11 protein-coding genes and 1 tRNA gene are annotated in these 12,682 nt (G+C 58.7%); 7 read left to right on the top strand and 5 right to left on the bottom strand.

Annotation, left to right across the window (positions count from 1 at the left end):
• Positions 1–183 precede the first annotated feature (183 nt).
• Both AB5Y73_RS16590 and AB5Y73_RS16595 read left to right on the top strand, forming a co-directional pair.
• A tRNA-Asp gene (locus tag AB5Y73_RS16590) sits at positions 184–260 on the top strand.
• A 583-nt stretch (positions 261–843) separates the two neighbouring features.
• Positions 844–2,796 (top strand): ligand-gated channel protein, encoded by a 1,953-nt coding sequence (locus AB5Y73_RS16595; RefSeq protein WP_107684402.1) that lies wholly within the window; start codon positions 844–846, stop codon positions 2,794–2,796.
• Positions 2,797–2,863: 67 nt separating this feature from the next.
• On the opposite strand, the gene AB5Y73_RS16600 is transcribed toward AB5Y73_RS16595, so the two are convergent.
• The 3 genes from AB5Y73_RS16600 to AB5Y73_RS16610 all read right to left on the bottom strand — a co-directional run bounded on the left by AB5Y73_RS16600 (position 2,864) and on the right by AB5Y73_RS16610 (position 6,510).
• Positions 2,864–4,252, bottom strand: a complete 1,389-nt coding sequence (locus AB5Y73_RS16600) for a transporter substrate-binding domain-containing protein (protein WP_107684401.1) — start codon at positions 4,250–4,252, stop codon at positions 2,864–2,866.
• A gap of 140 nt (positions 4,253–4,392) precedes the next feature.
• A complete protein-coding gene (locus tag AB5Y73_RS16605) occupies positions 4,393–5,754 on the bottom strand; it encodes an ATP-binding protein (RefSeq protein ID WP_021231762.1) in 1,362 nt (453 codons plus the stop codon).
• Positions 5,755–5,787: 33 nt separating this feature from the next.
• Positions 5,788–6,510, bottom strand: coding sequence for a response regulator (locus AB5Y73_RS16610; protein WP_005336534.1), 723 nt, complete (start codon positions 6,508–6,510; stop codon positions 5,788–5,790).
• A gap of 199 nt (positions 6,511–6,709) precedes the next feature.
• Between AB5Y73_RS16610 and AB5Y73_RS16615 the strand changes: the two genes are divergently transcribed.
• A complete protein-coding gene (locus AB5Y73_RS16615; RefSeq protein ID WP_107684400.1) occupies positions 6,710–7,060 on the top strand; it encodes a hypothetical protein in 351 nt (116 codons plus the stop codon).
• 191 nt (positions 7,061–7,251) lie between these two features.
• Positions 7,252–9,246 carry a methyl-accepting chemotaxis protein gene (locus AB5Y73_RS16620; RefSeq protein WP_107684399.1) on the top strand — a complete coding sequence of 665 codons (1,995 nt, stop codon included), beginning with the start codon at positions 7,252–7,254 and terminating at the stop codon, positions 9,244–9,246.
• 93 nt (positions 9,247–9,339) lie between these two features.
• Here the strand turns inward: AB5Y73_RS16620 and AB5Y73_RS16625 are convergent, their stop codons facing one another.
• Together AB5Y73_RS16625 and AB5Y73_RS16630 are read right to left on the bottom strand one after the other, a co-directional pair.
• On the bottom strand, positions 9,340–9,759 hold the full coding sequence (locus tag AB5Y73_RS16625) for a hypothetical protein (protein ID WP_005336527.1): 420 nt from the start codon (positions 9,757–9,759) through the stop codon (positions 9,340–9,342).
• A 99-nt stretch (positions 9,760–9,858) separates the two neighbouring features.
• Entirely contained in the window at positions 9,859–10,773 is a 915-nt protein-coding gene (locus tag AB5Y73_RS16630) for a LysR family transcriptional regulator (protein WP_043821788.1), read from the bottom strand.
• Positions 10,774–11,031: 258 nt separating this feature from the next.
• Here AB5Y73_RS16630 and AB5Y73_RS16635 point away from each other — a divergent pair, with 258 nt between their 5' ends.
• Genes AB5Y73_RS16635 through AB5Y73_RS16645 form a run of 3 tightly spaced genes read left to right on the top strand, consistent with a single transcriptional unit; the run spans position 11,032 to position 12,513 of the window.
• Positions 11,032–11,364, top strand: a complete 333-nt coding sequence (locus AB5Y73_RS16635) for a hypothetical protein (RefSeq protein ID WP_013723379.1) — start codon at positions 11,032–11,034, stop codon at positions 11,362–11,364.
• Between the two features lie 30 nt (positions 11,365–11,394).
• Entirely contained in the window at positions 11,395–12,081 is a 687-nt protein-coding gene (locus tag AB5Y73_RS16640) for a pirin family protein (protein WP_043821790.1), read from the top strand.
• A gap of 39 nt (positions 12,082–12,120) precedes the next feature.
• A complete protein-coding gene (locus tag AB5Y73_RS16645) occupies positions 12,121–12,513 on the top strand; it encodes a DoxX family protein (RefSeq protein ID WP_005336513.1) in 393 nt (130 codons plus the stop codon).
• Positions 12,514–12,682: the final 169 nt, after the last annotated feature.

Here is a 12,682-nt window from a genome sequence, read left to right on the forward strand (position 1 = left end):
CTGATCCCATGCCGAACTCAGAAGTGAAACGCGGTAGCGCCGATGGTAGTGTGGCATTCGCCATGCGAGAGTAGGACACTGCCAGGCACCCAATTAAACAGCGATGTGCACATCACGTCACTGGCTGCGAGGATGACACCTCATAAGAAGCGGCAACCAATTTAGCGCAAGCTAACCGAATGCGGAGCGGTAGTTCAGTCGGTTAGAATACCGGCCTGTCACGCCGGGGGTCGCGGGTTCGAGTCCCGTCCGCTCCGCCACTAATTTGAAGGCCTTCCCGATTGGGAAGGCCTTTTTGCTATGGGCGATTTTGCCCAGCGACCCACATATTTGCACACAGGAACCAACACAAAGCCCGGCGTCACGACCGGGTTTTGATGTTTTAGCCTGCTGGTGAGCTGCCGACATCCCACCACGATGCCAATACCTTCCCCTATTGGCGTTCTTGCTACTGTTTCCACCTCTGTATCGCAGCACATCCCATCTTGGCCATATTGTTCTGCTGCGAGCTGATAGAGCTTGAGGATTAAATCAGGCCATCTTGCAACGGTACGTCATCGCTTCCGCTTGTTTGTTTAATCCTCGTATTTGTTTATGGATTTATTCTATTAAAACAGTCTCTTATCAAGAATGAACTGTTTTGCAGCAGGAATGCTACGCAAGATAAATGATAATGATTATTGTTTGAATGATCGGGTCGGGGTCGTTACAATGCGAGCTGATTAATAAAGTGCTTTTCAAATGAGCCTTTTCTAATACTGCGTCTGGCCGGATGCCAGGGCGTTGTAATGAGTGAAGTAAGGGAATACGTCACCTTCCTACTAATAACGTTCAGGCTAAAACATGACAATTTTGAAACCGAACAAGCTTGCCTTGCTGATCTGCTCCCTTCTTACGACCCAGGCCTATGCTGCCGAGCAAGAGGTGATGGTCGTCACCGCTTCCGGCTTCCAGCAGAAGATTGAAGACTCCGCTGCCTCCATCTCTGTGATTACCCGTGAGCAGCTGGAAAAGCGGGCATATCGCGATGTGACCGATGCCCTGAAGGATGTGCCCGGTGTTGTGGTGACTGGCGGTGGCAGCAGCAGTGATATCAGCATTCGCGGTATGGGGTCGAAATACACCCTGATGCTTGTTGATGGCAAGAAGGTGGATAGCCGTGGCACTCGCCCGAACAGCGATGGTCCGGGTATCGAGCAGGGCTGGTTGCCGCCACTGCAGGCGATTGAGCGCATTGAGGTCGTCCGTGGCCCCATGTCATCCCGTTATGGTTCCGATGCCATGGGGGGCGTGATTAACGTGATTACCCGCAAGACCACCGGTCTGGCCTGGCAGGGCTCGGTTCATGCTGATTCTACCTTCCAGGAGAACAAGGATGCTGGCAACAGCTTCCAGACAGATGCCTATACCGCAGGTTCACTGATCGATGGCGTGTTGGGGCTGCGTTTCAACGGTCAGCTTGCCCATCGTGGTGAAGACAAATTTATCCAGGGTTTTGCCGAGCAGGAGACTCGCAGTGGCACGGCGGTGCTCAGCTTCAAGCCTGATGACCATAACCGCTTCGATCTGGAAGCCAGTCGCAGTCTGCAGGATCGGGATCGCACGGCCGGCAATTCGCTGGCTGCCAAGGCGAAAGATAGCCTTAACCGCTACGAGCGCACCAACTATGCGCTGACCCATGATGGTCAGTATGATTTCGGCTCCTCCAGCAGCTATCTGCAGCAGGAAACCAACACCAACCCCGGCCGCAAGATGGAGCTCACCAACACCATCGCCGATACCCATACCCAGTTTATTCTGGGGGATCACTACTTGAGCGTCGGTGGTCAATATCGCTATGAGGATCTGCACGATCAGGGCAATACCCTGAAAGTGGCCAACCCTGCCGAGCAGCTGACCCGCTGGAGCTGGGCGATGTTTGTCGAAGATGAGTGGTCACTCACTGACAGCTTTGCCCTGACCGGTGGCGCACGCATGGATCGGGATCAGAACTATGGTTCTCACTGGAGCCCTCGCCTCTACGGAGTTTGGCATCTTGATGACAGTTGGACCTTGAAAGGAGGCGTCTCGACCGGTTACCGCTCTCCTGACTTGCGGATGTCAGCGGCCAACTGGGGTCAGGTCACCGGTGGTGGCAGCCTAGATGGCATGCTGGTCGGCAACCCTGATCTCAAACCAGAGACCAGCGTGAGTGAAGAGATCGGCCTGCTGTGGAACGGTCATCAGGGGCTCAACGCCGGAGTGACCCTGTTCAACACCGACTTCAAGAACAAGATCTCCGAAGTGCGTCGCTGCACCAGCAAGACTGATCCCGCTTGTACCCTCAATGGTCACAGTTATGACTTCATCAGTGATCGGGTCAACGTCGACAAGGCGAACATGCGCGGTGTCGAGGGGATGATGGATTGGGCCATCAATGAAGATTGGTCGGTCAGCTCCAGCTACACCTTTACCCAGTCCGAGCAGAAGAGTGGCCCGCTGGCGGGCAATGCCCTCAACCAGATGCCCCGCCACATGTTCAACGGCAGCGTAGACTGGCAGGCCACCGAGGAGCTCAGCCTCTGGTCGCGGGTCAACTTCCGTGGCGAGACCTCAGAGTACCTGAGCCGGGTCAAGATGGCGGAGGGAACTCCTTCCTACACCTTCTTTGACATGGGCCTGGTCTACAAGGCCAACAAGCATCTGGATCTGACCGCCGGGGTCTACAACCTGTTCGACAAAACAGTGGATTACAGCAGTTATGGCACTGTGCTGGATGGTCGCCGCTACAACCTGGGCGTGACTTACAACTTCTGATAGGGAACCTCTCATGCGGCCGCCATCTTCCGATGGCGGCCGTTTTTATTGCGTGTCCGTAAGGGGACTATGCCTGATAGGGGGCGGCTTGCCAGGTATTGCGCCCCAGTCTCTTGGCCTGATACATGAGGGCGTCAGCCTGCCGTAGTAGTTGGTCGGCATCACCCTCTCTCTCTGCGGCTACCCAGACTGCCCCGGTGCTGATGGAGAGGGTCACCTCGCCGCTGCTGGTGTGCAGGGTTTGCCGGTTGCTCTCCAGGCAGATGCGCTCGGCCCATTGTTCTGTCTCTGCCAATGTGGCCAGCGGCAGCAGCATGCAGAACTCTTCGCCGCCGATGCGGGCCAGCAGAGCCTCTTCGGGCAACAGGTTGGTCACAGTCGTGGCCAGCTTTTCCAGCAACAGATCCCCGATGCAATGACCAAAGCGGTCATTGGTCTCCTTGAAGTGATCCACATCGAACAGCAACAGAGCACAGGGCTCCCCGCTTGCCAGTCGTTGCTCCATGGCGGGCATGAATGCCCGTCGGTTGAGCAGGCCGGTCAGGGGGTCGGTACTGGCCAGTTTCTCCAGTCTGGCGTTGGCGCGGCTCAACTCGGTGGTACGGCTGGCAACGGCGCGGCGCAATTGCACTATGTAGGCCACCATGATCAATGCCCCGCCCAGCAGTAGCCAGGGACCGAGATGGATGGGGTAGACGGTTTCGACATGCATCCATTTGCGGATGATCCGCTCCCGATCACTCTCTTTGAGCTTGGCGAAGCCCTCTTCCAGTCGGTTTAACAGGGCAAGGTCGCCTTTTTTCATCGCAAAGCGGATCTGGTCGGTATAGAGGTGGCGAACCGGAATAAAGCGGGTGGGATCGTCCGAGGTATAGATGTAGAAGTTGGCGACCTGCAGATCGGCGATAAAGGCTTTTATGTCGCCCCGAAAGGCCGCCGCCAGCAGAGTGTCATTGTCGTCGAAGGTCTGCAGTTTGGTTCCGGGGAAGTAGCGTCTGGCGTAATACTCCTCGTAGCCACCAGCTACCACACCGACCGTTTCATGGAGCAGGTAGTAGTGGACATCGGTGCCGCGCAGTTCGCTCGAGAAGAAGAGTTGGGAGTCGAGCTGGGCGAGAGGCCGGCCATAGTCGAACAGTTTGTCCCGCTCCGGTGACCAGAGCAGTCCGGCGTGAACGTCCGCTTTCCCCTCATGGAGCAGGTCGAGGGAGCCTTGCCAGTCGACCAGCCTGAACTCGATCTTCTGGCCGGTGACCCTGGCATATTCACGCCACAAATCGATCAGCAGGCCATCCGGCTGGCCCGACTCATTGATATAGGAGAAGGGCTGCCAGGCTTTGGAGTTGGTAATGATGATCGGCTCTTCCGGGGCTTTGGCCCAGGCAGGCAGAGCAAGGGCGAGTAGCAGGAGCCCCCACCCGATACTGACTATGACTCCTGTCCTGGAAGAGGCCATCCTTGCTCCAATCCGTTGCCGTATAGCGTCATGTGGTCACCGATTATCACCGTCTTTTTGATCGAAGAACAAGTGCTCAAATGATGAAGTTTGCATGATGCAAACGGCGCCATGACAAGGCTGGCGGATAGAGTAACTACTTACAGCGGCAGGCTGATCCGCGCCTCCAGTCCCCCTTGTGGCCGATTGAGCAGGGTCAGCTCGCCGCCGTGCTGATGCACCAGAGTGCGGGCGATGGAGAGGCCCAACCCGACACTGCCGGACTCGGTGTTGCGCGCTTCATCGAGCCGCACGAACGGTTTGAACACATCCTCGAGCCGCGCCGGATCGATCCCCGGCCCATTATCGCAGACCCGGATCAACAGCTCCTCCTTGCGTCGCTCCAGCGACACTTCGGCGCTGCCGGCATATTTGATGGCGTTGCCGATCAGGTTCTGCAGCACCCGGCGCAGGGTGTTGGCCCGACAGGCGTAGACCTCTTTGCCCTCCGCCAGACAGGTGACCGGCTGGCCGGTATCGGCATAGTCATCGCACAGGCTGACCAGCAGGCTGACCAGATCCAGCTCGCGGGTAGCCTCCTGCTGCCCCTCCTCGCGAGCAAAGCTGAGGGTCGCGGCCAGCATCTGTTCCATCTGTTGCAGGGTCTGCTGGATCCGCTCCTTGTCCTCGCCATCGGCCAGAAACTCGGTGCGCAGCCGCAGGCTGGTGATGGGGGTGCGCAGATCGTGGGAGATGGCCGCCAGCATCCGGGTTCTGTCCTGCACGAAGCGGTCGAGCCGGGTGTGCATCCGGTTGAAGGCCTGAATCGATTCGCGGATCTCGGTCGGCCCCTCCTCTTTCAAGGGCTCGATATCCTCGCCCCGCCCGAGCCGCTCCGCATTGCCTGCCAGCTGCTTGAGCGGGCGGGTGGCGCGACGAAACAGCAGCACCATCAGCCCGATCACCAGACTGGCGACCAGCATCAGGTTGAGGGTTGTCTGCCACGACCAGCTGCCAGCCTCCTTGTCGACCAGTGAGCTGAACTGCAGCCAGCCCCCCTGAGGCAGTTCGATGGAGCCATAGAGCCGCATATCCCGCGGCGGGGGGGGGCCCTTGCGATCCCGCATCATGCGGGCATGATGTTCCCACGCCTTGCTGCGCTGGGTATCCTCTTTCAGCTCGGCGCTGATCTCGACGGTGAGGCCGGGGGGGTAGTTGAGGCGCGAGCGCACCAGCTGCTCGAAGCGGGGGCTGCGGTTATCCGGTTGCAGCGGTTCGTCGGAGAGGCGCAGCAGCAGGGTCTCACTGCGGCTCGCCTTGAGGATCTCGTCATAGAGGGACGGGGGGGAGAGGGAGAGCAGCCTGACCACCGAGATGATCCGCTGCATGGCGTTGCGGCTGTTGACGAAGCCGAGCGCCTCCTCCCGATCCGTGCGGTAGATCTGGATGCTGAGCAGCTGGATCAGGATCAACCCCGCCAGCGCCACCAGAATGATCTGCCCGGTCAGTCCCTTGGGCCACATCCGTGCCCACAGTCGTCGCAAGGTGCCCACTGTTTAAACCTGCGTCACGTCGGCGGAGAACATATAGCCGCCACCCCAGATGGTCTTGATCAGTTCCGGATTCTTGGGATCCCGCTCCAGCTTGCGGCGCAGCCGGCTCACCAGAGTGTCGATGGCGCGATCGAAGGCTACCGCCTCGCGGCCACGGGCCAGATCCAGCAGTTGATCCCGGCTCAGCACCCGTTGCGGGCGTTCGAGAAATACCTTGAGCAGATCGAATTCGGCAGTGGAGAGGCTCAGGCCCACCCCATCCTCATCGACCAGCTCCCGGCGATTGACGTCGAGCAGCCAGCGATCGAAGCGCAGATCCCGGGTCAGGGTCTCGGCGGCGGGTTGGGTCTCTGCCTGGGTGCGGCGCATCACCGCCTTGATGCGCGCCAGCAGCTCGCGCGGATTGAAAGGCTTTGCCAGATAGTCGTCGGCCCCCATCTCCAGCCCTATGATGCGGTCGGTCTCTTCCCCCATGGCAGTGAGCATGATGATGGGCAGGTTCGATTTGACCCGCAGCTCGCGGCAGAGGGTCAGACCATCTTCACCCGGCATCATCAGATCCAGCACCAGCAGGTCGAACTCCCGCTCCTCCAGCAGTCGTTTCATCTCCTTGCCATCCCGGGCGCAGCTGACCCGCAGGCCGTGCTGTTCCAGAAAACGTTTCAAGAGATCGCGGATCTCGCTGTGATCGTCGACCACCAGAATGTGGGTGTTGCCCTGGTTCATGAATACCTCCCCTGCTTGGCGTTGGCACGAGTATACGAAAATACGCTGCACGGTTTGTGTCAAAGTGTGCCAGATCCGCACGATGCCACACTCTGCTACAAAAAAGGGCGATGCTGGCAAAGTTCAGACACCGACAGGGTGTTTACTTGGGGGCAAGGCAAGAGCGCCGAACCAGAATCATCCCTACAGGAGATAGACCATGAAAAAGCTGACCAAAACCCTGCTGACCGCCACCCTGATCCTTGGCTTGCCACTGGGCGCCTATGCAGCCAGTGAAGCAGCCCCCACCGGCCAGCCTGGTGCCATGGTGGATTGCCCGATGGACGGTGGTGGCATGATGGGTGGCAAACACCACGGTGGTCGCCACGACAAGATGGCCCGCATGCAGAACATGACCCCGGAGCAGATCCAGGCCAACCTGCAGCAACGTTATGACCGCATTGAAGATCCTGCCAAGAAGGCGGAATTCATCAAGAAGCTCAACGAGCGTGCCGCCGACATGACCAAGCACGCCGAAGCGATGAAGCAGTTCGCCGAAGCGAACCAGTAACAGCACATGCTGTTATTAACCAAAGGGTGGCCTAGGCCGCCCTTTTGTGATCGTATCGATCCATTTTCGCTCGAATCCTTATCTTGCTGTCGCTTATGTGAGCGATGGCAAACGCGCAGTGAGCGAATTGCAAGATAATGCCCGCTCATATAACAAGCTGCAGTTAGCAGTGGCCGAAAACAGGAGAGGGTATGGGTTGGGATCTGGGGACAATCAAGGGGCGATATACCGCCGTTTTTCTGGGATTCATGGTGGCGGTCTGTGTGCTGACCGTAATCGGCATCCAGTTATGGGTCAAACCCGAGCTGCAACGGGCGGGTGAGCAGAATCTGGTGCTGCGGGTCAGCGAGATTGCGACCGACATTCGCGATCAGCTCAACGGGGTGCAGAGCCAGTCACGCAGTATCACTCAGCTGGTGGCCCAACTGCCGAGCGAGCAAATCGATGCCGTTCTCCCTGCTCTGATCGATCAATATGGCAATGCGATGGTGTTTGGTGGCGGCATCTGGCCGATGCCGGATCAGCGGGAAGCCGGTCGCATCAAGTTCAGTACCTTCTTTCATCGGGATGGTACCAACAAGCTGCTCCCCAACACCTACTGGAACTCGGCCGAGGCGCCCAACTATTTCGAGCAGCCTTGGCACAGAGCCGGGCAGCAGGCGGCGAAAGGCATGTGTGTCTGGGCGGCGGCTTACAAGGATGGTGCCAGCCAACAGCCGCGCACCAACTGTGCCATGGGGATCTATCGTGACGGTTCCCTTTACGGGGTGTCCACCATCGATGTGACGCTGGGTTTCTTCAATGATCTGGTCGCCAAAAAAGAGCAGGAAATCGGTGGTCAGGTGATGATCGTCGAGGCCGATGGCAAGATCCTCAGCAAGAATGGCCGTTTGACTGGGGATGTGGTGCTGGGCAACCTCTCATCTCACGGGGACTATCCCTTTGCCAGCGCCATCGCCAGCCTGCTGGGGCAAGGTAATGGCGCCGCGTTGCAGCGCACTACCTTTCAGGATTTGGGTGAAGAGCAGACATTGCTGATGCAACCCATCGAAGGAACCCCCTGGCTGTTGGCGGCAGCGCTGCCGACCAGCACCCTTACCCACGACAGTCAGGAGGTGCTCAAGACGCTGGCAGCGATCCAGCTACCGCTAGTGGTGCTGCTGTTTGCGCTGATGTTGATGGCCATCAAGCAGCTGGGCAGTCGACTCGACACCCTCAAGCAGAACATCGATGCGCTCTCGGCCGGAGATGCTGATCTGACTGCCCGGATCCGGGTCAAGGGGCGCGATGAGCTGGACCATATCGCCCAATCGGTGAACCGCTTTATCGCCTATCTGCAGCAGATGATGTTGCAGGTGACCAAGACCACAGAGCTGATTACCCGTGAATTGGCCCAGCTGGATCAGCAGACGGGGCAGGCCAGACGCATTCTCGGTGAGCATGCCGCCGAGACCGATCAGATAGTGACAGCCCTGACCGAGCTCAGCTCCACTGCCGACAGTGTGGCGCACCACGCGAGCGATTCCGCCAGCTTTACCGAGTCTGCCAATGGTCAGGCGATTCAGTCCCGTCAGGTAGTGGGTCAGGCCTCTGCCAGTGTGGCGGCGCTGATCGATGAAGTGGATCTTGCTGCGACCAAGGTATTGGGGATGCAGGAAGATGCTCGTCAGATCAGCAGTGTACTCAGCGTGATCGGCGATATTGCTGCCCAGACCAACCTGTTGGCACTCAACGCGGCCATCGAGGCGGCGCGGGCCGGTGAGCAGGGCCGTGGTTTTGCCGTGGTTGCTGATGAGGTGCGCGCACTGGCGGCGAGAACCCAGAATAGCACTGCCGAGGTGGGGAGCATGCTCTCCCGGTTGACGCTGGGGGTGGCCGAAGCCGTGGTGGCCATGGAGCACACCAAGCAGAGCTGTCAGGCGGCGACCGAGAATACCGAGCAGGTGACCGGCGGGCTCGACAAGATGGCGGATGCCGTGGTGCAGATCAACGATCTGGGTACCCAGATTGCGACTGCGGCAGAGGAGCAGAGTCGAGTGACCGAAGAGATCAACCGCAACATGGTCACTATCCGCGACATGGTCAATCTGCTGGTGGATAACGGTCAGAATACCGAACAGAGTTCGGCCACCCTGCTGGAGTCCAATCGCCAGCTGGTGGCGTTGGTGCATCGCTTCAAGGTGTAACAAACCGATAATGAAAGAGGGGGAGCCCGGTGCTCCCCCTCTTGCTATCTGTGCCGATGCGGGTGTTCAGCCTACTCCACCGGACGAGCGAACTTAGCCCTGAGCCTTGTCGGTCAGGTCTACTTTCTTGACGGTATCACCTTCGAACTTGATAACGACGTTCTTCTTGGCTGCGTCGGTATCTTTCAGCAGGGTTTTGGTGGTTTCTGCCAGCAGCGGAGAGGCCTTCTTCAGGGCATCCAGATCATAGGTCCACACTTCCAGACCGGATTCGGTCTTGGTGGTGGCAGGAGCGCCCAGCTTCTCTTTAATAGCCTGCTTGTTGGAGCCGCCTTCCTTGATATCCAGTGCCTTCTTGATGGCTTCGTTGGATGCGCTGTCCACTGCACCGGATACGGCGGTATTAGCTGCATCCTTGACGCTGCTGGTGACGCTGTCGGTCAGCGAGTCCATCAGGCCAGCATTGGCAAACAGGGGCAGGGTGGTGAGGGCTACCAGCAAAGTCTTTTTCATTTTTTACAGATTCCATTGGTTCAAATGAGGCGGCTATGGAACCAATAAAAGAGCTGGGTGTCAAGTGAGGCAGCTATTGAGCTGTCTGTTAACTATGTCTCATTTTTCACCAGTCGCAAACAGTTTTGGTATCTCCCGCACCAGCCAGCTCTTGGCCTTGCCCATGGTGTCTCGCCGCCAGGCCAGCACGACCTGCAGCTGATGGCGATATTCGGGGCTGATCACCTTGAGCCGTCCGGCCCGGATGTCCTCCTCAATCCAGCTCTGTGGCATGGTGCCGACCCCGATCCCTGCCAGCAGGGCATCCCGTTTCTCCGTCATGGTGCTGACAGTGAGGCGCGGCTGCTTGTCCAGCAGGCGGTAGGTGAGAACCGGTTTGCGCAGGGCTGTGTCGGCCACCGCGATGGCGCGGTAGCGGCGCAGGGTCTCGTCGGCCAAGGGTTCGGGCTCCTGATGCAGCGGATGATCGGGATGGGCGACGTAGAGCATCACCTCGTCCTTGATCACCTGATGCTTGATGCCGGTCATCATGATGTCCGGGTTGATGGAGGAGATAAGCAGGTCGGCGCGGCCATCTTCCAGACACTCCCAGCTACCCGCCAGCACCTCGGCCCGCAGCCGCAGTCGGGTATCGGTCTGCTCGGCCAGCTTCTCCACCAAGGGGTAGAGGGCCTGCACCGGGACCAGCGCATCGACGGCGACTGTGATGTCGGTCTCCCAGCCACGGGCCAGCGCCCGGGTCTCTCCCACCAGATGCTCGGCCGCCTCCAGCAGCACCCGGCCGCGCTCCAGCAGCATGCGTCCCGCCGGGGTGAACTTGGTGCGGTGGCCGCTGCGGTCAAACAGCATGGCATCCAGTTCGTCTTCCAGCTTCTGCACCGTATAGCTCAATGCCGAGGGCACCTTGCCCAGCTCGTCGGCCGCCGCCGCAAAGCTGCCGCGGCGGTCGATGGCATCCAGCACCCGGATTGCCTCCAGGGTCAGCGCCCGCTCCTTGTTCGATTCCTTGGCCATTCCTCACCTTCAATTTTTTTGAATATGTTTGCCAGTTTATCTCGCTAACAAGTTAGGTCATGTCACTTTAATATTCAATCAACGCTTAGGCAGGAACGTCGAGCGGCCAAATATGCGGGTAGTTCCGCACTGTGACACACCAAATCGGTCTGTCTGACGTCGGTGAAAGAACAACACACTATTTGAATAACCTCTTGCATGGATGCATTGATTCTGGCCGAAAAGGCCTTGGCAATGACATATAAAACAAGAGAGTGAATGAACATGAAAAACGTAATCAAGATGCTGGCCGTTGCAGGCCTGATGACCACTGGTTTCGCCCAAGCTTCCGTACCGGCTGACTTCAATGCCATGCCCGGCGTGCTGTTTGTGAACTGGAACGCCACTGCCGCAATGGATGGCAAAGCCAATCCGATGCTGGAAGTGCGTGACGAGTCTGGCGATCTGCTGGCATCAGTCCACGCCAACCTGACTGGCACCCAGCAGGTGCGGATCCCGAGCCGTACCCAGGGCAACCTGACCGTCAGCCTGGCTGACCAGAGCAGCGAATACCGTATTCCGTTCGGCATCGGTAGCGGCAAACAGCGTTAATCAACCGTCCCGGTAGATGAGGAGCAGACCATGATGCAATTGAGAGCCGCAGAAGCGCGGGGCAAGGCCAACTTTGGCTGGCTGGACGCGCGCCACAGTTTCTCCTTCGGTCACTACTATGACCCGGAGTGGATGGGACACTCGGTACTGCGGGTGATCAATCAGGATCTGGTTGCGCCGGGTGGCGGATTCGCCACCCACCCTCACGCCAATATGGAGATCCTCACCTGCGTGCTGCAAGGCACCATAGAGCACAAGGACAGCCTCGGCCATGCCGAGCAGATCCCGGCAGGGGATTTCCAGCTGATGAGCGCAGGCAGCGGGATCCGCCACAGCGAGTACAACCCCTCGCAGACGGATCCTCTCTCCCTGTTGCAGATCTGGATCGAGCCGAACGAGTTCGGCACGCCACCCGGATATCAGCAGAAGAAGATCGAGTCCAGACCGGGCATGACGCTGGTGGCGTCACCGGATGGCGAGGATGGATCGCTGCGGATCCGCCAACAGGCCCGCGTATGGCGGCTGGAACTGGCCCCGGGCGAGACGCTCGAATGGGCACTGGCTGGCCAACACGGTTACCTGCAGATGATTTCAGGGGAGTTGACCGCCAACGGTCTGGCTGCCCGACCCGGCGACGGGGTACTCAGTCGTGATGAATACCGGTGGGAGCTGGTTGCGACCAGTGCCAGCCAAGCCCTGTTATTTGACCTACCCTGAAGCAGTCAGCGGTGATGTGACACAAACGAGGAATATGAAATGGACAAGATGAAAGATGTAGCGCTGCTGGCGGGTCGTGTACTGCTGGCGCTGATGTTCGTAATGGCGGGCTGGAGCAAGATCGGCGGCTACGCCGGTACTCAGGGCTATATGGAAGCGATGGGCGTGCCGGGCTTTATGTTGCCGCTGGTGATCCTGCTTGAGCTGGGTGGTGGCCTTGCCGTCGTGCTGGGTCTCTTTACCCGCAGCCTCTCCGTGCTGCTGGCCGGTTTCACCCTGATGGCTGCCTTTATTTTTCACTACCAGCCTGCCGAACAGATGCAGATGCTGATGTTTATGAAGAACGTCTCAGTGGCTGGTGGTTTCCTGGCGCTGGCGGCGGCCGGAGCAGGGGCTTTCAGTGTGGATGCCCGTCTCGGCAAAAACTGGTAACAGCCAGTCAGTTTGAGTTTTCCAATGCCTTTTGGCCGGTGCCCTGCACCGGCTTTTTTCTGTCTGCGTTTTCCGGGTCGGTGAGGTAGCGGCACAAATCTGCGGCGTCCCTCATGGTTCAGCGGTTTGCCCGCCTGCTGGCCACAAGTGCCTTTTGCATCTTATCCCC

Source organism: Aeromonas sp. s7(2024) (assembly GCF_040907825.1).
Lineage (GTDB): Bacteria > Pseudomonadota > Gammaproteobacteria > Enterobacterales > Aeromonadaceae > Aeromonas > Aeromonas veronii.